Genomic DNA, 19,286 nt, shown 5'->3' with positions numbered 1-19,286 from the left:
GAGACAGGCACACAGGCGCTGTCTTAACGACCGATATGTGTTACTTACGATGAGCGAATATTGCATCACCCTATGAAAATTCACGCTATCAGCCAGACATTGCCTCACGCACGTTATCAGCGTTGCCCGCAATGCGATACCCTTTTTTCCTTACCGGATGTGAAATCGCATCAGTCGGCTCATTGCCCGCGCTGCAACGCACAAATTCTCAGCGGTCGTGACTGGCCGATGACCCGATTAATGGCGATGGCCGCCACCATGATGGTGTTAATGCCGTTTGCCTTTTCCCTGCCGCTGGTCGATATCCGGCTGCTCGGTATGCGCATTAATGCCAGCGTGCTGGAAGGCGTTGTCCAGATGACCCAACAGGGTGATGTACTGACCGCCTCAATGGTGGCGTTTTGCACCATTGGCGCGCCGGTCACGCTGGTCGCCGGCATCTGCTATCTGGGCATCGGCCATCGGCTGGGAATGAACTTACGCCCGGTGCTGTTGATGCTGGAAAAGCTCAAAGAGTGGGTGATGCTGGATATCTACCTGATCGGCATCGCCGTCGCCTCAATCAAGGTGCAGGACTACGCCTCGCTGGAACTCGGCTATGGACTGGTGGCCTATATCGCGCTGACGGTGCTGAGCGTGCTGACGCTGATCCATCTGAATATTGAGCAGCTGTGGGACCATTTCTATCCGCAAAGCCCCGGCAATATGGCGCGTGATGACCTGCAGGTCTGCCTGAACTGCCACAACACCGGCGTACCGGATGCGCGAGGCCGCTGTCCGCGCTGCCACACCCCGCTCGACTTCCGTCGCCGCCACAGCCTGCAAAAATCCTGGTCAGCGCTGATCGCCTCAATCGTGCTGTTAATCCCGGCCAATCTGATGCCGATCTCCATCGTCTATCTCAACGGATCGCGGCGCGAAGACACTATTTTCTCCGGCATTGTCTCGCTGGGTTCCGGCAATATTCCCATCGCCGCCATCGTGTTTATCGCCAGTATTCTGGTGCCGTTTACCAAAGTGCTGGTGATGCTGACGCTGCTGTTAAGCATCCATTTCCGCTGCGAACAGGGACTGAAAACCCGCATCCGCCTGTTGCGGGTGGTGACCTGGGTTGGTCGCTGGTCAATGCTCGATCTGTTCGTCATTTCGTTAACCATGTCGCTGGTCAACCGTGATCAGCTGCTGGCTTTTACCATGGGACCGGCAGCGCTGTTTTTTGGCGCCGCCGTGATCCTGACCATTATGTCTGTTGAGTGGCTGGACAGCCGCCTGCTCTGGGATGCACATGCAACAGGAAACGCCGACTACACCGACTAACGCCACGCTGCGCAATAAGCGCAAAATTTCGCCCTTCTGGCTGCTGCCGATCATCGCGATGCTGATCGCCTGTTGGCTGTTGTGGACTAATTATCAGGAGCGCGGCACCACCATCACCATCAATTTCCAGACGGCGGATGGTATCGTGCCGGGCCGCACGCCAATCCGCTATCAGGGCGTGGAAGTGGGCACCGTGCAGGGCATCAATCTGAGCGATGACTATCGCAGCATTCAGATTAAGGCCAGCATCAAGAGCGACATGCGTGATGCGCTGCGGGAAGATACCCAGTTCTGGCTGGTGACGCCTAAAGCTTCACTGGCGGGCGTATCGGGACTGGATGCGCTGGTCGGCGGTAACTACATCGGCATGATGCCAGGCAAAGGTAAACCGAGTGAAGCCTTTACCGCGCTCGATACCCAACCCAAATATCGGGTCAATACCGGTGAACTGTTAATCCATCTGTATGCGCCTGATTTAGGTTCGCTGAGCACCGGATCGCTGGTCTACTATCGCAAAATCCCGGTCGGTCGGGTCTATGACTACAGCATCAATAACAAAAACGATGGCGTGGCGATTGATGTGCTGATCGACCGTCGCTTTACCAACCTGGTGAAAACCAGCAGCCGCTTCTGGAACGTGTCGGGAGTGAATGCCGATGTCAGCCTGAGCGGAGCCAAAGTCCAGCTTGAGAGCCTTGCCGCGCTGGTCAACGGCGCAGTGGCGTTTGACTCGCCTGCCGAGGGCGAACCGGCTAAAGCTGAACAAAATTACCGGCTCTATCCCGATCTGGCGCACAGCCAGCGTGGCGTGCTGATTACGCTTGATCTGCCAGACGGTAAAAACCTCAAAGCGGGCAGCACGCCGCTGTTGTATCAGGGACTGGAAGTCGGCACCCTGACCAAACTTAATTTGCAGGATGGCGGCAAGGTGACCGGCGAACTGACGATCGATCCGTCGGTAGTCGGTCTGATGCGCAGCGGTACCCGCATTGAAATGCGCAGCCCGAAAATCAGCCTGACCGATACCAGCCTCAGTGCGTTGCTGACCGGCAATACCCTTGAACTGGTGCCTGGCGAAGGTCCGCCGCAGCAGCACTACACCGTGCTGGCATCCAATGAAACTCTGCTGCAGAAACCCAACGTGCTGACGGTGAAACTCAGCGCGCCTGAAAGCTATGGTATCGATCAGGGCCAGCCGCTGATGCTGCACGGCATGCAGATTGGTCAGGTGATGTCGCGTTCGCTGGATGAAAATGGCGTCAACTTTGTGGTGGCGGTTAATCCGGAACACCGCGAACTGGTGCACGGCGACAGCAAGTTTATCGTTAACAGCCGACTGGACGTGAAATTCGGTCTGGATGGTATGCAGGTGCTCGGGGCCAGCGCCCGTGAGTGGGTGGATGGCGGCATTCGCCTTGAACCGGGCAAAAAAGGCCAGCCGAAAAACAGCTATCCGCTGTTTGCCGATGCGGAAAAAGCGGAAGAAGGGATTGTTGGCGATGCACCGTCAACCACCCTCACCCTGACCGCCACCAGCCTGCCCGATGTGCAGGCCGGCTCCATCGTGCTCTACCGTAAATATCAGGTTGGCGAGATCGTCAAAGTCACGCCGCGCGCCGATGCGTTTGATATTGCGGTGCATATCCAGCCGGAATACCGCAAATTGCTGACCAGCGAAAGCGTGTTCTGGGCCGAAGGCGGCGCGCGGGTTCAGCTTAACGGCAGCGGCCTGACGGTGCAGGCATCCCCGCTCAACCGCGCGCTGAAAGGCGCTATCAGCTTCGACAATATGAGCGGCGCGCTGTCGGCTAAAGGTGATAAGCGCATTCTCTATCCGTCGGAAACCGCCGCCCGCGCCGTGGGTAGCCAGATCACGCTGCATACCTACGACGCCAGCAAACTGTCAGCCGGCATGCCGATCCGCTATCTGGGAATTAACGTCGGCCAGGTAGAATCGCTGTCGTTAAGCAGCGATAACAATCAGGTAGTGGCGAAAGCGGTGCTTTATCCGGAATACGTAGAGGATTTCGCCCGTCTCGGCAGCCGTTTCTCGGTGGTGTCACCGGAAATCTCCGCCACCGGGGTGAATCACCTCGAAACCCTGTTGCAGCCTTACGTCAACGTCGATCCCGGCAAGGGACGCGCGGCGCGCATCTTTGAACTGCAGGAGAGCACCATCACCGATTCGCGCTACCTGAACGGCCTGAATATCTACGTTGATGCCGCCGAAGCCGGTTCGCTGTCGCTGGGTACGCCGGTGCTGTTCCGTGGGGTTGAAGTCGGTACCGTAACCGGCACCTCGCTGGGTAATATGGCCGACCGGGTGCAGATTGCGCTGCGCATCAGTAAAAAGTATCAGCATCTGGTGCGTAACAATTCGGTGTTCTGGCTGGCATCAGGCTACAACCTCGACTTTGGCCTGATTGGCGGCGTGGTGAAAACCGGGACCTTCCAGCAGTTTATTCGCGGTGGCATTCAGTTTGCGACCCCGCCAACCGTGCCGCTGGCGCCGCAGGCCAATCCGGATAAACATTTCCTGCTGCAGGATGAACCGCCGAAAGAGTGGCGCAACTGGGGCACGGCGATCCCGTCTCCGCGCTAAACGAATGCCAACGGGCAGCCAGACTGCCCGCTTCAGACGGTGGAAAGGGATAAAGCGATGGGCACATGTGGCTGTAGCAAAGCATCGCGGGCCACGGATGGCCCGCGCTGAGCTGTCAGGGATGGCGCTTTTTGCGTCTTTGCGCAAGTCACATTTGCCCTGAGCCTGCAGGCTACAAACTCTCTCATCCGGGCAGCCAGGCTGCCCGTTTGCTTTCTGCATGTTACACTGCCGCCTTTGCCTTAACTGGAATGTACCTGTGTCAGACTCCTCTCTGTTTTTCCCCGCTGATTTTCTTGCCCTGATGCGCCAGGCCCTGCCAGATGATGCCAGCTTCGAAGCGTTTCTCGCCATCAGCCAGCAACCGCTGCGCCGCAGCCTGCGCGTCAACACGCTGAAAATCAGCGTGGCCGATTTCCTCGCTCAGACCGCGCAGTATGGCTGGCAACTGACGCCGGTGCCGTGGTGTGACGAAGGATTCTGGATCAGCCGGGAAGATGAGAGCCTGCCGCTCGGCAGCGTAGCTGAGCACCTGAGTGGCCTGTTTTACATTCAGGAAGCCAGCTCGATGCTGCCGGTGACTGCGCTGTTTGATGCGCAGTCTGAGGTGACAGCGGTGATGGACATGGCCGCTGCGCCGGGCTCTAAAACCACCCAGATCGCGGCACGGATGAATAACCAGGGGATCATCCTGGCTAACGAGTTTTCCGCCAGCCGGGTCAAGGTGCTGCATGCCAATATCAGCCGCTGTGGCGTCAGCAACAGCGCCCTGACCCACTTTGATGCCCGGGTTTTTGGCCCGGCACTGCCGGAGCAGTTCGATGCGATACTGCTGGATGCGCCCTGTTCAGGCGAAGGGGTGATCCGTAAGGATGCCGACGCCATGAAAAACTGGACGCTGGAAACCACCGCAGCGATCGCCGCCACCCAGCGCGACCTGATTGACAGTGCCTTCCACGCGCTGAAGCCTGGCGGGACGCTGGTCTATTCGACCTGTACCCTGAATCAGATCGAGAATCAGCAGGTGATTGACTGGCTGCTGCAGCGCTATCCCGGCGCGGCTGAAGTGGAGCCACTCGATCGGTTATTTGACGGGGCTGCCCAGGCCGCAACGCCAGAGGGTTATCTGCACGTCTTCCCGCAGCTGTTCGATAGCGAGGGCTTCTTTGTTGCGCGGCTGCGTAAAACGGCGTCGGTTGAGCCGCTGCCAGTCCCGACGTATAAGGTGGGCAAGCTGCCGTTCTCACACCTGAGCCGCAAGCTGGAGAGCGAAATCAGGCAGGCGGCGGCGGCAGTTTCACTGACGTGGGATGATTCACTGGAGCTGTGGCAGCGCGATAAAGAGATCTGGCTGTTCCCGGCCGCCGTCACGCCGCTGTTAGGCAAAGTGCGCTTCTCACGAATTGGCCTGAAACTGGCAGAGACCTTTGCCAAAGGCTATCGCTGGCAGCATGAAGCGGTGATCGCGCTGGCCCGGCCAACGCCGGAACAGATATTTGAACTCAGCGCCGCTGAGGCGGAAGAGTGGTATCGCGGCCGGGATATCTATCCTGAAACGGCTCCGACGCGTGATGAGATGATTGTCACCTGGCAACATCAGCCGCTGGGGCTGGCGAAGAAGGTCGGTAGCCGGATTAAAAACAGTTATCCGCGCGAACTGGTGCGTGACGGACGCCTGTTCCGCTGAGTCACTGCAGTTGTCGCAGCGTCAGGTGATTACCAAACACGGCGCCGGTATCAATGTAATGCAGGTTCTCCACCTCCAGCGGCTGCTGGAGTGGCGTATGACCAAAATAGAAGGCGTCTGCGCCCTGGATCGCACTGCGCTGCCCCGACTGAATTGCCTGCAGTCGGCGGCGGCTCCACACCACATCCTGCCAGTTAAGCGACTTTTCCCAGCTATAGCCAGCCGCCGGATAATCAGCATGCGCCACTACTACAATCCGCTGGTCGAGCTGCAGATGCAGAATCAGCGGCAGTTCCTGGCAGCGTTGCAGCGCATGCCGGGCGCCGATCAGCGCGGCACCGCGCAGTTGCCAGAACCAGTCTCCCCCGTTCATCTGCCAGAGATCCATTTCGTGACCCTGTAACGCCGCCAGCGCCATCTCTTCATGGTTGCCACGCACACAGCGAAACCAGGGCTCATCCATCAGCGCCAGGCAGCCGGGACTATCTGGCCCACGATCGATTAAATCGCCGGTTGAAATCAGTAAATCCTGCTGCGGACTGAACCGGTGCTGCAGTAACAGCGCATCGAGTTCGCGACGACAGCCGTGCAGATCCCCGACAATCCAGATCCGGTCCCAGTTTTCACCGTTGAGATAGTGATAGTGCATGGTGTGGCCTTCAGCGTGTTGAGGCGGTAGCTGAAGTATAGATCGAATAGCTGGCTGTTCAGCCCAGACCGGCTGGGCAGGCCCATGGCAGGGATCGGCCGTCATCAACGCGATGTCGTCTGGCGCTGGGTGTCATACCGGCAGGCTGATCGCGCTGGCCATGACAATGCACCTGTTCCGGCCACGTCTGTTGATGAGGTTTGCACCGTTCACCCGCGCAACCCTTTTGTCTTACGCCGATCAGGCGCGGCGTTTCGCCGGGTAGTTAATCAGTTTTTCAGCCGGCCGAATCGGTCGCCGTACCAGCTCACCGCCACAGTTCGGGCAAAGATGCTGAAGATGCTGCTCTGCGCAGTCAGCGCAAAAGGTGCATTCGAATGAACAGATGCGTGCTTCGGTTGAGGCGGGCGGTAGATCGGTATCGCAGTACTCACAGTTGGGGCGAAGTTCCAGCATGGCGGTCGTCCTGAAGAGAAGGTGTGCCCCAGCTTCGCCTGAGCTGGCCGGATTGTCGAGACGTCAATCAGACAAGAGAGAGCCAGATCCGGCCAGGTTGCTATGGCAGCGCATGCGCCAGTTCGTGCGGCAGCTTAAGCGGCGGCATGAACTGGCGCCCACCGCTCGCGTTAGTGTGGCGACCGGTTGTCCGTCGGTTCCGGTTGCTGCCGATCGTCGTCTGGCTGTAAATCGTCAGGATCCGGTTCAGGCTCCGGCTCGCCGCTGCCCATCGATGCCTGAATCACCTCTTCTTCCAGCGTGGGAATCAACGCAGCACCCAGCGGTGACGTGGCGAGACTGTCCGGCATTACCACGTGCGGCAACGGCACTTCGGTGGTCGGCAGCGGCCCCGGCGCTTTAACGTAACTCAGTCCGGCAATCATCAGTGCGCAGAGGGTAAAGAACAGGTAGAGCATATTGCTGCCCAGCGGCTGTATCAGCGCCCCGACCACCAGCGGCCCGATACTGGCCCCAATCCCAAACGCCATCAGCAGACAGGCGGTTAACGACACCCGCCGTTCAGGAGCCACCTGATCGTTTGCCAGCGCCACCTGCAACGGATAGAGCGAGAACTGCATCATGCTGGCAACAAAGGCGATGCCAATCATCCAGTTGAACGTCAGATGCGGCAGCAGCACCAGCGGCACGCAGGCCACGGCAAACAGCAGCGCCATGATAAACAACAACCGCTGGCGGTCGTAACGATCCGACAGCCAGCTCAGCGGAAACTGCGATACCAGCCCGGCAAAGATAGTCAGACTCATAAAGTAGCCGGTCTGGCTGGTGGTAAAGCCTTTGCTGCTGCCGTAGACCGGCGCCAGACCGTAAAATGCACCAATCACCATTCCGGTCACCAGAGTGGTGCCGAGCAGTTTCGGAATGGTGCGAATGAAGTAGCTCAGCTCCATCGGTGCTGGCGACATCGGCTGCACGTGGGTGCGGGTGGTGAGCGCGATCGGCACCAGGCAGAGGGCGAAGCAGAGCGCCACGATTAGCAGTGTGCTGACGTCAAAGCCGCTTTGCAGGCTGAGCACCACCTGGCCGCCGCTCAGGCCCAGGTACGTCGCGACCATATAGAAGCCAAAAATCACTCCGCGCTGCGACGACTCCGCCTGATCGTTGAGCCAGCTCTCCAGCACCATGTACTGACACATCATGCACAGCCCGATAATCAGGCGCAGAAAAACCCACAGCGGAATAAAATCGGTCAGGCCGTGGCCAATCACCGAAGCGGTGATAATCCCGGCGCAGGCGACGTAGGCGCGGATATGGCCGACCCGGGCAATCAGGTTGTGCCCGACCTTGCCGCCAATCACCAGCCCGATATAGTTCGCGGCGATAATTGCGCCGATCAGCGCGCCATTGACCTGCTCGCTGGCCAGCCGCAGCGAAACATAGGTGGTTAACAAGCCAGACCCCAGCAGCATCAGCAGTGTGGTGGTATACAGCGGCAGAAAAGTACTGAATATTTTACGCATACGACTCCCTGTCTACACCTGGCAGGCATCAGGCCAGTAACGCCCTAAAGATAGTCGATTTAATCGCGCTACGGTGCCGGATTATCGTCGTCAGCCGCAGCGGGAATAAAAAAGCCCGTAAACATCTGCATGTTTACGGGCCGGTTGTTACACGCTCGGGAAGGTAATGTTGCTGCCCGGCGCTTCACGATTGAGATGGATAAAGTTCAGGTGGCGCTCATACTGATCGAGTATGTCGATAATCACCTGCTCTTTGCTGTAATCCATTAAATCGTTGCCCTGACTGCCTTCCAGCAGGAAGGTTTCCAGCCGGTAATAGGTCGATTTACCGCTGCGGGCGCGATAGGTAAAGCCCGGAACAGAGTATTGCTGTGGCCAGACCTGATAGACAAAGTCCTGCTCTTCGCCGAGGTGGACGCGCAGATCCAGATAACCGATGGGATTGGCCTCATCCGGTGCCACGCTTTCCAGCGTCACCCCGCCGCCGCGCAGCTCCAGCTCTTTCGCCACTTCCTGCATCGCCGGATAGATGGTGTTCTCCATCATCTGTTGGGTATAACGCGAGCCAGGATAGTTCATCAGGCGCGACAGCCGTTTTTTCCAGGTCAGACGGTCGGTAGCGTGCGCCAGATACGGTGCGGTATCACGGGTGGCGCTGGCGCGGCGATAGTCTTCTATCTTCAGCGATTTATACAGTCCCGCCATCACAAAGAAGATCACGAAACTGAACGGCAGACCCATGATCACCGTGGTGTTCTGCAGGGCAGAAATACCGTTGGTCATCAGCATACTCAGCGTCAGGACACCAATCGCAATCGACCAGAAGATGCGCAGCCAGTTAGGCGCATCGCTGTTGATATCCTTCAGCTTCGAAGTGAAGTTACCCAGCACCAGCGAACCGGAATCGGCTGACGTCACGTAGAACAGCATACCGGTGATGGTGGCGACCGAGGCACTGAGTTTAAACGCCGGATACTGCGCCAGCAGGCTGTAGAAACCGCGTTCCGCATGGGCCATCACTTCCTGGGCGAAACCGGCATTGCCGTGAATAATCTGGTAAAGCGCGGCGTTACCAAACACCGACAGCCACAGCAGCGTAAAGGTGAACGGAATGATCAGCGTACCGAGCACGAACTCACGGATAGTACGGCCACGGGAGATACGCGCCAGGAACAGCCCGACGAACGGTGACCAGGCAACCCACCACGCCCAGAAGAATAGCGTCCAGCTATTCATCCATTGGGTCGGACGATCAAAAGCGAAGGTATTCAGCGTCATGCCCATGAAACGGTTAATGTAATCGCCGACGTTCAGCACCAGCGCATTCAGCAGGAATTCGGTATTGCCGAAGAACAGCACAAACAGGATCAGTCCCAGCGCCAGCACCACGTTCAGCTCCGACAGGATACGGATCCCCTTATCAACGCCGGAAGTAACGGAAATGGTTGCGATCACCACCGACAGCACAATCAACGCGGTCTGGGCGGTCAGGCCTTCCGGAATATCAAACAGCACTTTCAGACCGTAATTGAGCTGCACCACCCCTATCCCCAGCGTGGTGGCGATACCAAAAATGGTGCCGACCACCGCAGCGATGTCGACGGTATGACCAATCGGACCGTAAATACGTTTACCAAAAATCGGGTAGAGCGCGGAACGGATGGTCAAAGGCAGATTGTAGCGATAGCTGAAGTAGCCGAGCGCAATCCCCATCAGTGCGTACATCGACCAGCCGGTCAGACCGTAGTGGAACAGCGTCCAGACCATCGCCTGACGGGCGGCTTCCAGCGTCTGCCCCGCCCCTTCCGGCGGCTGCATGTACTGCGTCACCGGCTCGGCGACCGAGAAGAACATCAGGTCGATGCCAATCCCGGCGGCAAACAGCATCGCCGACCAGCTCAGTACGCTGAATTCAGGTTTGGACTGCTCCGGTCCCAGCTTGATCGAGCCAAAGCGTGAGCAGGCCATGTAGAGCACGAACACGATGTAGAGCGTGGCAGCCAGCATGTAGTACCAGCCGAAGGTGGCGGAAACCCAGTTGACCGCCGCGAGGATCCAGCCGGCGGCCAGATCGCTGTAGAGAATCGTCACGAGTGAAAACGTCAGAATCAATCCGGCAGAGGTGTAGAACACAACGGGATTGAGTCTGTCTTTTTCACCGGCAGGTGGATTATTCATCGATTACCTCTGGTTAGTTTTCCTGAAAATACGCAATGGATAAATATCGCCGTCTGCGGCTGACGCGCCGCGCGGCCTGATGTTGTTATTTCTCTTCCTGATTTGTCGCTTCGGCAATCCGGTCTGTTTTAGCACTCAATACCGTTTCGCTTTCGCTACATTTAAAGAACAGCATCCTAACAACTTTTCTTTTTATATTGAACGTGCAATCAAAAAAAGTTTTAATAGTCCCTCGATTTGAGGGTGGAGCTGGAGCTATGCCAAAGGTGGGGATGCAGCCGATACGACGTCGGCAACTGATTGATGCGACCCTGAGCACGATTAACGAAGTGGGGATTAACGATGCCACCATCGCCCAGATTGCCCGCCGGGCGGGTGTCTCGACCGGCATCATCAGTCACTACTTCAAAGACAAGAACGGCCTGCTGGAAGCGACGATGCGTGATGTGACGCGTCAGCTGCGTGATGCGGTTTCAAGCCGGCTACAGCCGCTGGCCAATGCCTCAGCAGAAGAACGTCTGCGGGCGATTGTCGACGGTAATTTTGATGAAACTCAGGTGCATAGCGCCGCGATGAAAGCCTGGCTCGATTTCTGGGCCAGCAGCATGCACCAGCCCCAACTGAATCGCCTTGAGCGGGTCAGCAGTCGACGTCTTTTCTCGACGCTGGTCGCTGAATTTCGCCGCGAGCTGCCACTGGAACAGGCACGCCTCGCCGCACACGGGCTGGCCGCCCTGATTGATGGCTTATGGCTGCGCGCCGCGCTGAGCGGTGAGCCGTTTAAGCCGGTGGTGGCCCGCACACTGACGACCCAATTCATCCGTCAGCAACTGGCTGGCGAGCACGAATAACGGAAGGAGAAACCATGTCCCGATTCACCGAGCAGAAACTCTACATTGATGGCGCTTACGTTGCCGCGGCGTCTGGCGAGACGTTCCAGACGATCAACCCGGTCAACGGCGAAGTGCTGGCAGAGGTCCACGCTGCCGGCCAGCAGGATGTCGATCGCGCCGTTGTCGCCGCCCGTAAAGGCCAGAAAGTCTGGGCCGCGATGACCGCAATGGAGCGTTCACGCATTCTGCGCCGCGCCGTCGATATTCTGCGTGAGCGCAACGATGAACTGGCTGAGCTGGAGATGCTGGATACCGGTAAACCGCTGAGCGAAACCGCCAGCGTCGACATTGTTACCGGTGCTGACGTGCTGGAGTACTACGCCGGGCTGGTGCCGGCCCTTGAAGGCCAGCAGATCCCGCTGCGCGATACCGCTTTCGTCTACACCCGCCGCGAACCGCTGGGCGTGGTGGCCGGTATCGGTGCCTGGAACTACCCGATTCAGATTGCGCTGTGGAAATCAGCACCGGCGCTGGCGGCCGGTAACGCGATGATTTTCAAACCCAGCGAAATCACGCCGCTTACCGCCCTGAAACTGGCGGAGATTTACACCGAAGCGGGCCTGCCGGACGGCGTGTTCAACGTGCTGCCAGGCATCGGTTCGGTCACCGGCCAGTTGCTGACCGAACATCCCGGCATCGACAAAGTGTCGTTCACCGGTGGTGTTGTCAGCGGCAAAAAAGTGATGGCCAACGCAGCCGGTTCAACCCTGAAAGAGGTCACCATGGAGCTGGGCGGCAAATCACCGCTGATCATCTTTGATGACGCCGATCTCGATCTGGCGGCTGACATCGCCATGATGGCCAACTTCTACAGCTCGGGCCAGGTCTGCACCAACGGTACCCGGGTATTTATCCCGACCAGACTGCAGACGGCGTTCGAAGCCAAAATCAGCGAGCGCGTGGCCCGCATCCGGGCGGGCGATCTGCGTAAGCCAGAGACCAACTTTGGCCCGATGGTCAGCTTCAGTCATCGCGATAACGTGATGCGCTACATCGAATCAGGCATTGCCGAAGGTGCACGCCTGCTGTGCGGCGGAAAACGTCTGACCGGTGGCGAGTTCGATCAGGGCGCCTGGGTGGCACCCACGGTGTTCACCGACTGCCGCGATGAGATGAAGATCGTCCGTGAGGAAATCTTCGGGCCGGTGATGTCGATTCTGAGCTACGACAGCGAAGAAGAAGTGATCCGCCGCGCCAACGACACCGACTTTGGTCTGGCTGCCGGGCTGGTCACCCAGGACCTGAACCGGGCGCACCGCGTGATTCATCAGATTGAAGCCGGCATTTGCTGGATCAACACCTGGGGTGAATCGGCAGCGGAAATGCCGGTTGGCGGCTACAAGCACTCCGGGATTGGACGCGAAAATGGCCTGATGACGCTGCAGAGCTACACCCAGGTGAAGTCAGTGCAGGTTGAGCTGTCGCGTTTTCAGTCGGTATTTTAATCAAGAAAACCTGAGGAACGATGAATGGAATTTGATTACATCATTATTGGAGCCGGATCCGCAGGGAACGTTTTGGCCACCCGTCTGACCGAGGACAGCAACGTCAATGTACTGCTGTTGGAAGCGGGCGGCCCGGATTATCGATTTGATTTCAGGACCCAGATGCCTGCGGCACTGGCCTATCCATTGCAGGGAAAACGCTATAACTGGGCCTACGAAACTGAGCCAGAGCCTTACATGAACAATCGCCGCATGGAGTGTGGTCGCGGCAAAGGCCTGGGCGGTTCGTCGCTGATTAACGGCATGTGCTACATCCGCGGCAACGCCATGGATCTGGATAACTGGGCCACCGCGCCTGGGCTGGAGCACTGGAGCTATCTTGACTGCCTGCCCTACTATCGCAAAGCGGAAACCCGCGATATCGGTCCGAATGACTTCCACGGCGGTGACGGCCCGGTATGCGTAGCGACGCCGAAAGCCGGCAATAACGTGCTGTTTGAAGCGATGATCGAAGCGGGTGTTCAGGCCGGTTATCAGCGCACTGACGACCTCAACGGTTTCCAGCAGGAAGGTTTTGGTCCGATGGACCGCACCGTGACGCCGCAGGGACGCCGTTCCAGCACCGCCCGTGGCTATCTTGACCAGGCAAAAGGCCGGCCGAACCTGAAGATAATTACCCATGCCACCACCGACCGCATCGTGTTTGACGGTAAGCGTGCCGTCGGCGTGGAGTATCTGCAGGGTGACAGCAATAGCATCCATAAAGTCACGGCCCGCCGCGAAGTGCTGCTGTGCGCCGGTGCTATCGCCTCTCCGCAAATCCTGCAACGTTCCGGTGTCGGCTCACCGGAACTGCTGAAGCAGTTTGATATTCCGCTGGTACACGACCTGCCGGGCGTCGGAGAGAACCTGCAGGACCATCTGGAGATGTATCTGCAGTACGAATGTAAAGAACCGGTGTCGCTCTACCCGGCGCTGAAATGGTGGAACCAGCCGAAAATCGGTGCCGAGTGGATGTTCAACGGCAGCGGGATTGGTGCCAGCAACCAGTTCGAAGCAGGCGGCTTTATCCGCAGCCGTAAAGAGTTCAGCTGGCCGAATATTCAGTACCACTTTCTGCCGGTGGCGATTAACTACAACGGTTCAAACGCGGTCGATGCGCACGGCTTCCAGTGTCACGTCGGCTCAATGCGCTCACCGAGCCGCGGCCATGTCCGGCTGAAGTCACGCGATCCACGTCGTCATCCGGCGATTCTGTTTAACTACATGTCACACGAGCAGGACTGGCATGAGTTCCGCGATGCGATTCGTATTACGCGCGAGATTATTAATCAGCCCGCGCTGGATAAATATCGCGGCCGTGAGATCAGCCCAGGGCTGGAGTGCCAGACCGACGAACAGCTGGATGAGTTTGTGCGTAACCATGGCGAAACCGCTTATCACCCGTGCGGCACCTGTAAAATGGGTAACGATGAGATGTCGGTGGTCGACGGTGAAGGCCGGGTGCATGGCCTGCAAGGGTTACGTGTGGTCGATGCGTCGATCATGCCACTGATCATCACCGGCAACCTCAACGCTACCACCATCATGATTGGCGAGAAGATTGCCGATCTGATCCGTGGCCGCGATCCGCTGCCGCGCAGCACCGCCCGCTATTACGTTGCCGGCGATGCCCCGGTGCGTAAGGTCGCGCAGCGCGCTGACTAATCGGTGACGTTGTCACATAACCACGGCCGGGCACGTTGTTGCCCGGCTGTTTTTTATATTCACCTCTCATTAACACATTCATCCTGATTACGCTGTTGTTGCCTTGCGATAGACCTAAATGAAGCCGAAACGAAGCATAATCTGCTATTGATCTTCAGTCAGGCGAAATGCTATAAATCTGGCGTGTTTATAACCGGAGGCACTATTCGTCCACTGATGAGAAGCAACAATGTGGATGCGTCGTTAATATTATGAGCAGAATGTTCATTTCAATCCCTGTCACTTTTACCACTTCCCTCTCTGGCTGGAACGCCGCCGATCAACACTGGCGTAGCGCCCTGTAGTCCCTTTTCCGCTTCGACATCTCTTTTGAATCTGCTGACACGTTGTGTGATGCAGGCACTGTTATCGTTGCTGGAGAAAAACCATGCGTGCATGGATCTTATTATCACTCGCTATTGTTACTGAAATTATCGGCACCCTGTTTATGAAATGGTCCAGCCTCAACGGCAGCCAGTCGGGCTACCTGATGATGCTGGGCATGATTGCCTGTTCTTATATATTCCTGAGTTTTGCGATTAAACGTATCGCGCTAGGCGTGGCGTACGCGCTGTGGGAAGGGATTGGCATCATGCTGATTACCCTGTTCAGCGTGCAGCTGTTTGGCGAAAGCCTGTCAGTACTGAAACTCTGTGGCCTGATGACGCTGGTGGTCGGCATCGTGCTGATTAAAACCGGCACCCGCGCAACGCCGGAGGTGAATCATGGTCATCGCTGATCTGATTCACGCCGCATGGCTGGCGCTGGCTATCGTGCTGGAGATTGCCGCCAACATCTTCCTCAAATACTCCAATGGTTTTAAGAAACCGCTGTACGGCGTGCTCTCGCTGGCCAGTGTGCTGCTGGCCTTTAGTGCGCTGGCGCAAGCGGTAAAAGGTATCGATTTATCGGTGGCCTATGCGGTCTGGGGTGGTTTTGGGATTATCGCCACTGTCGCCGCTGGCTGGGTGTTATTTGGCCAGCGTCTGAACAAAAAAGGCTGGGCCGGATTAACCCTGCTGCTGGCCGGTATGATCCTGTTAAAGCTGGCCTGATCGGCCATCTCAATCAGTGATATTTATTAAGGGTGTGCCATGGCACGCCCTTAACTTCCTGTGCTTACCCGCCCTGTTTCGGTTGCTTTTTCCCTCTTACCTGTGCTCGGAATCTTCTTACTTTTGTAAAGGCCCGTTTACATATTTGTTGCCTTAAGGCTTAGTGAGCGCCGAAGGTCGGATAAAAACGAGGAATAGTTATGTCTGCAGCACGAGGTTGGTCTACGGAGCTGGAGGGATTACGCGGCATCGCTTCTCTCTGGGTATTAGTTGGCCATATCAGCTTACTGGTTCATTGCCATATCACGCTTATTTCATCCCCTGGCATTGGGGTCGATCTGTTTATTCTGTTATCGGGTTATCTGATGGCGAAAAACTACGTCGAGCGTCAGCAGAAAGAGCCGTGGCAGAGCACAGAGACCATTAAGAAGTTCTGGATCCGACGCTTCTTCCGCATCGCGCCGCTCTACTATCTGCTGTTAATCATCGCCCTGTTTTACGGCCCGTGGTTTGGCGAAATGCGTGACACCATTGCCCATTTCTACTCCGGCACCGCGACTGAGTCATCGCGTTACACCGACCAGTCCCTGACCAATATTCTCACCCACTTCAGTTTCCTGTTTGGCCTGTTGCCGGAGTATGGCTTCAATACCGTGCTGCCAGACTGGAGTATTGGGCTGGAAATGCAGTTCTACCTGCTGTTCCCGTTCATCATGCTGGTGACGCTGCGCTTTGGCTATGCAGCTTCGCTGATTGGCATTATGGCGCTGTGCTGCGCCGGACGTTATCTGCTGGCGGATTATTATGAAGCCTTCGAGATGCCGTCGATGATCCTGATTAAGCTCAACATGTTCCTCTCGGGTATGTTGCTGGCCGAAGCGATTCGCCGTAAATCGCTGCTCTACGTGGCTTATGCGCTACTGGGCCCGGTCGCCAGCGTGGCGATAGGACTGGAAGCGATTAAGCTGCAGGTGATTATGGAAGCGCTGATGATCGTCGGGATGACCGCCATCCTGTGGCAATATCAGGAAAACAGCCTGATGGCACGACTGATTATGCTGCCGCGTAAGCTGCTGAATAACCGTCTGAGCACCTGGCTGGGCGACGTGTCGTTTTCGGTTTACCTGCTGCACCTGCTGATTGTGATCCCGCTGATCGCCCTGCTGCTCACCCATACCGACATCGAATTCAAAAGCGATCTGGTGCGTTTCCTGACCGTCTGCGTTACTGCTATTCCGGTGACCTACGCGCTGGCGTCGCTGCTGTATAAATATGTTGAGAAGCCCGGTATTCAGATCGGCAAACGCGTTCTGAAACCTAAGCTGGCGAACCAGGCAGGCTAATCGCTATTGAATCGCATCTGCATCAAGCCCCCTCTGCGGGGCTTTTTTTTTGCCTGAAGCCCGGCCCGCGTCTGCACTCGCCGCACCCTGGCAGCCTTGCGCTACACTTTTCCCGATACCCCATGACAGATCAACAAAGGAGAGACTATGAGCGTTCAGCACCTGCTGCTTTCCAGCGACGGTGGTCATCTGATTATCGAGGCTGATGAGTTGGAAACTGAGCTGGTGATCCCACCGCACCTGCGCACCGCTAGCGGCGGTGAAGCGGACGGTGATACCGGTCATCGGGTTGCCGTAACCCGGCACTACTGTAAGGGGCGCTATTACGCTGTAGCGCTGGATCGCCATGCGGCCAGCAATGAAATCGATGATGTGATCGATCTGCTGCATCCGGCGCCTATCGATTAGCGGGCTGCAGCTGTATGCAGTCCAGCTGGAATAAGTGGCACATTTTAATCTTGAGACAGAGGACGATTATGCAGAATAAGAAGTGGTTCGTTTCATATGTGATTAAGCCAAAAGGTGAGGATCACGTAACCGCGCATGCTTTCATTGAAGGCCATGAGGTTGAAGAGGCGCTGGAGGCGTATATGTTTGAGATTAAGAAGAACATGGAGCTGCAAACCGAAGAGATTACCCTGCTCTCCGTCAGCCTGGTGTAAACCGGCCTGATGAATTAACCTCGCTGCGGCGGGGTTTTTTCTGGCTGACGGGCAGCTGCAGTGCTGCCGATCGGATTCGGTACCCTTGTTAATGAGCAAACCCTGCTGATAACACCTTGCTGATTATTTTGTGTTCTGACAGTGTGCCTCGCAACGGGCATTTGATTGATTATATTTATCAGAAGACGAGTTTCCCTGGTGCAAAGCTCTGTTACTTAGTCGGATACGGCCATGAGTGATCGAACCCGGTCGATGATAAAACACCAGTGACCGCAAGGTATGCCAGCACCAGCATGACAGCACAATTGCTGTTATTTCAAGGCTTTTGAACCAATGATGTTTCGCCATAAATATCCCTCTTTGCGTTGCGTGTATTAGTTACTTCCCCTTCACATTATAATGTTACCGGTAAAGTGCAAGTCAGAGACACATCAGGAAACATAAAGCAGAACTTATTAATCATTGAAGGTTACTGATGAGGCTGATGAGGTTTGATGGATGACTGCCCGGCCCTGCGTTATCACGCTCCAGGCGTAAAAAAGCCCGCACAGCGCGGGCTTAAATTCGGGATTGCTGGTGCTGATTAGGCGGACTGATTGGTAAAGTCGATCACCATTCTTCCGCGAATTGTTCCCTGAATCATCTCATCAAAGATGGTATTGATCTCGCCGATCTTCCTTTTGGTGACTTTAGGCACCACTTTTCCTTCAGCAGCAAACTGGAAAGCTTCGGCCAGATCGTTACGCGTTCCGACCAGCGAGCCGACCACCTGAATGCCATCAAGTACCAGTCGCGGAATATTCAGGCTCATCTCTTCAGGCGGCAGCCCGACAGCCACCACCCGACCACCGGCTCTGACCGCGTCCACGGCCGAGTTAAATGCCGCTTTGGCAACGGCAGTGACTACCGCTGCATGTGCGCCACCGGTTTTTTCCTGAATGATTGCGGCCGCATCTTCAGTAGCGGAGTTAACCACCAGATCGGCACCCATCTGTTTCGCCAGTTCAAGCTGACCATCGCTGATATCGATGGCGATCACTTTGGCGTTAAAAACATTCTTCGCGTACTGTAATGCGAGGTTGCCCAATCCGCCGAGGCCGTAGATCGCAATCCACTGACCCGGTTTAACCTCTGAAACTTTCACTGCCTTATAGGTGGTGACGCCAGCGCAGGTAACACTGCTGGCGGCGTAAGGGTCAAGACCTTCAGGCACTTTAACCGAATAATCCGCTACCACAATGCACTCTTCAGCCATGCCGCCGTCAACGGTATAGCCGGCATTCACCACATCGCGACAGAGTGTTTCATTTCCTGAATTACAGTATTCGCAGTGGCCGCAGCCTTTGAAGAACCACGCCACGCTGGCGCGATCGCCCGGCTTAAGCGAGGTGACATCGGGCGCCACTTCCTCAACGATACCAATACCCTCATGCCCGAGCGTCACGCCCGTTTTATCGCCAAAATCACCGTTCTTGACGTGCAGATCGGTATGGCAAACTCCGCAGCACTCCATCCGCAACCGTGCCTCGCCATTTTTCAGCGGGCGCAGAGTTTTCTCTACAACATCAACCTGGTGCTCACGCGTAGCAATTGCAGCCTTCATAAACATACCTCCCTTTGATTAAGCCTTAAGGATAAGCCAAACGCCAGTGATCACAAGTTTGCTGGCGGGCTGAGAGTGGCGGCGTTGAGGGGTTGTTCAGGTAAAGCTGCTTGTGATTGATTAACGCGCA

The 19,286-nt window shown here is 56.6% G+C and carries 16 protein-coding genes; 11 read left to right on the top strand and 5 right to left on the bottom strand.

Features of this window, described 5'->3' with window-relative positions; translation table 11 throughout:
- Nucleotides 1-72: 72 nt before the first annotated feature.
- From yebS to rsmF, 3 genes are all read left to right on the top strand, one after another.
- Nucleotides 73-1,317 (top strand): membrane integrity lipid transport subunit YebS, encoded by a 1,245-nt coding sequence (gene yebS / locus FHW04_RS15870; RefSeq protein WP_031377465.1) that lies wholly within the window; start codon nt 73-75, stop codon nt 1,315-1,317.
- Nucleotides 1,286-3,919 (top strand): PqiB family protein, encoded by a 2,634-nt coding sequence (locus tag FHW04_RS15865; protein WP_069728559.1) that lies wholly within the window; start codon nt 1,286-1,288, stop codon nt 3,917-3,919. The genes yebS and FHW04_RS15865 overlap by 32 nt, the downstream gene beginning before the upstream one ends.
- Before the next feature lie 259 nt (nt 3,920-4,178).
- The gene (rsmF, locus tag FHW04_RS15860) at nt 4,179-5,606 is read left to right on the top strand and encodes a 16S rRNA (cytosine(1407)-C(5))-methyltransferase RsmF (RefSeq protein WP_240493203.1); all 1,428 of its coding nucleotides are present in this window, start codon (nt 4,179-4,181) and stop codon (nt 5,604-5,606) included.
- A gap of 1 nt (nt 5,607) precedes the next feature.
- Here the strand turns inward: rsmF and FHW04_RS15855 are convergent, their stop codons facing one another.
- From FHW04_RS15855 to FHW04_RS15840, 4 genes are all read right to left on the bottom strand, one after another.
- A complete protein-coding gene (locus tag FHW04_RS15855; protein ID WP_089561418.1) occupies nt 5,608-6,255 on the bottom strand; it encodes a metallophosphoesterase in 648 nt (215 codons plus the stop codon).
- 240 nt (nt 6,256-6,495) lie between these two features.
- Nucleotides 6,496-6,711 (bottom strand): DUF1272 domain-containing protein, encoded by a 216-nt coding sequence (locus FHW04_RS15850; protein WP_031377469.1) that lies wholly within the window; start codon nt 6,709-6,711, stop codon nt 6,496-6,498.
- Between the two features lie 170 nt (nt 6,712-6,881).
- On the bottom strand, nt 6,882-8,231 hold the full coding sequence (locus tag FHW04_RS15845) for an MFS transporter (protein WP_031377470.1): 1,350 nt from the start codon (nt 8,229-8,231) through the stop codon (nt 6,882-6,884).
- A 147-nt stretch (nt 8,232-8,378) separates the two neighbouring features.
- Entirely contained in the window at nt 8,379-10,409 is a 2,031-nt protein-coding gene (locus FHW04_RS15840; RefSeq protein WP_031377471.1) for a choline transporter, read from the bottom strand.
- A 257-nt stretch (nt 10,410-10,666) separates the two neighbouring features.
- On the opposite strand from FHW04_RS15840, the gene betI reads away from it, so the two are divergent.
- The 8 genes from betI (at nt 10,667) to FHW04_RS15800 (ending at nt 17,553) form a co-directional block, all read left to right on the top strand.
- Nucleotides 10,667-11,260: a transcriptional regulator BetI gene (betI, locus tag FHW04_RS15835; RefSeq protein WP_031377472.1), complete on the top strand. Its 594-nt coding sequence runs from the start codon at nt 10,667-10,669 to the stop codon at nt 11,258-11,260.
- 14 nt (nt 11,261-11,274) lie between these two features.
- Nucleotides 11,275-12,747: a betaine-aldehyde dehydrogenase gene (gene betB, locus FHW04_RS15830; RefSeq protein WP_094106134.1), complete on the top strand. Its 1,473-nt coding sequence runs from the start codon at nt 11,275-11,277 to the stop codon at nt 12,745-12,747.
- Between the two features lie 24 nt (nt 12,748-12,771).
- Entirely contained in the window at nt 12,772-14,454 is a 1,683-nt protein-coding gene (betA, locus tag FHW04_RS15825; protein WP_089561417.1) for a choline dehydrogenase, read from the top strand.
- A gap of 427 nt (nt 14,455-14,881) precedes the next feature.
- Nucleotides 14,882-15,232, top strand: a complete 351-nt coding sequence (gene mdtJ / locus FHW04_RS15820) for a multidrug/spermidine efflux SMR transporter subunit MdtJ (protein ID WP_031377474.1) — start codon at nt 14,882-14,884, stop codon at nt 15,230-15,232.
- Nucleotides 15,219-15,548, top strand: a complete 330-nt coding sequence (mdtI, locus tag FHW04_RS15815) for a multidrug/spermidine efflux SMR transporter subunit MdtI (RefSeq protein WP_031377475.1) — start codon at nt 15,219-15,221, stop codon at nt 15,546-15,548. Before mdtJ ends, mdtI begins: the two co-directional genes overlap by 14 nt.
- Nucleotides 15,549-15,748: 200 nt before the next feature.
- Nucleotides 15,749-16,891 (top strand): acyltransferase family protein, encoded by a 1,143-nt coding sequence (locus tag FHW04_RS15810; protein WP_089561416.1) that lies wholly within the window; start codon nt 15,749-15,751, stop codon nt 16,889-16,891.
- Between the two features lie 147 nt (nt 16,892-17,038).
- Nucleotides 17,039-17,299, top strand: coding sequence for a hypothetical protein (locus FHW04_RS15805; RefSeq protein ID WP_031377477.1), 261 nt, complete (start codon nt 17,039-17,041; stop codon nt 17,297-17,299).
- Between the two features lie 68 nt (nt 17,300-17,367).
- Nucleotides 17,368-17,553 (top strand): hypothetical protein, encoded by a 186-nt coding sequence (locus tag FHW04_RS15800; protein ID WP_089561415.1) that lies wholly within the window; start codon nt 17,368-17,370, stop codon nt 17,551-17,553.
- 583 nt (nt 17,554-18,136) lie between these two features.
- Here FHW04_RS15800 and adhP read toward each other — a convergent pair.
- Nucleotides 18,137-19,156: an alcohol dehydrogenase AdhP gene (gene adhP, locus FHW04_RS15795; RefSeq protein ID WP_069728592.1), complete on the bottom strand. Its 1,020-nt coding sequence runs from the start codon at nt 19,154-19,156 to the stop codon at nt 18,137-18,139.
- Nucleotides 19,157-19,286: the final 130 nt, after the last annotated feature.

The sequence above is a fragment of the Pantoea sp. AN62 genome, from assembly GCF_050432985.1.
GTDB classification, from domain to species: Bacteria; Pseudomonadota; Gammaproteobacteria; order Enterobacterales; family Enterobacteriaceae; genus Pantoea; species Pantoea brenneri.
This window is presented reverse-complemented; position numbering and strand designations above follow the sequence as displayed.

Excerpts from the sequence above, each read along its gene's own strand:
- yebS (WP_031377465.1), top strand. The coding sequence starts at position 73 with ATGAAAATTCACGCTATCAGCCAGACATTGCCTCACGCACGTTATCAG.
- FHW04_RS15865 (WP_069728559.1), top strand. The coding sequence starts at position 1,286 with ATGCAACAGGAAACGCCGACTACACCGACTAACGCCACGCTGCGCAAT.
- FHW04_RS15855 (WP_089561418.1), bottom strand. The coding sequence starts at position 6,255 with ATGCACTATCACTATCTCAACGGTGAAAACTGGGACCGGATCTGGATT.
- FHW04_RS15850 (WP_031377469.1), bottom strand. The coding sequence starts at position 6,711 with ATGCTGGAACTTCGCCCCAACTGTGAGTACTGCGATACCGATCTACCG.
- FHW04_RS15845 (WP_031377470.1), bottom strand. The coding sequence starts at position 8,231 with ATGCGTAAAATATTCAGTACTTTTCTGCCGCTGTATACCACCACACTG.
- FHW04_RS15840 (WP_031377471.1), bottom strand. The coding sequence starts at position 10,409 with ATGAATAATCCACCTGCCGGTGAAAAAGACAGACTCAATCCCGTTGTG.
- betI (WP_031377472.1), top strand. The coding sequence starts at position 10,667 with ATGCCAAAGGTGGGGATGCAGCCGATACGACGTCGGCAACTGATTGAT.
- betB (WP_094106134.1), top strand. The coding sequence starts at position 11,275 with ATGTCCCGATTCACCGAGCAGAAACTCTACATTGATGGCGCTTACGTT.
- betA (WP_089561417.1), top strand. The coding sequence starts at position 12,772 with ATGGAATTTGATTACATCATTATTGGAGCCGGATCCGCAGGGAACGTT.
- mdtJ (WP_031377474.1), top strand. The coding sequence starts at position 14,882 with ATGCGTGCATGGATCTTATTATCACTCGCTATTGTTACTGAAATTATC.
- mdtI (WP_031377475.1), top strand. The coding sequence starts at position 15,219 with ATGGTCATCGCTGATCTGATTCACGCCGCATGGCTGGCGCTGGCTATC.
- FHW04_RS15810 (WP_089561416.1), top strand. The coding sequence starts at position 15,749 with ATGTCTGCAGCACGAGGTTGGTCTACGGAGCTGGAGGGATTACGCGGC.
- FHW04_RS15805 (WP_031377477.1), top strand. The coding sequence starts at position 17,039 with ATGAGCGTTCAGCACCTGCTGCTTTCCAGCGACGGTGGTCATCTGATT.
- FHW04_RS15800 (WP_089561415.1), top strand. The coding sequence starts at position 17,368 with ATGCAGAATAAGAAGTGGTTCGTTTCATATGTGATTAAGCCAAAAGGT.
- adhP (WP_069728592.1), bottom strand. The coding sequence starts at position 19,156 with ATGAAGGCTGCAATTGCTACGCGTGAGCACCAGGTTGATGTTGTAGAG.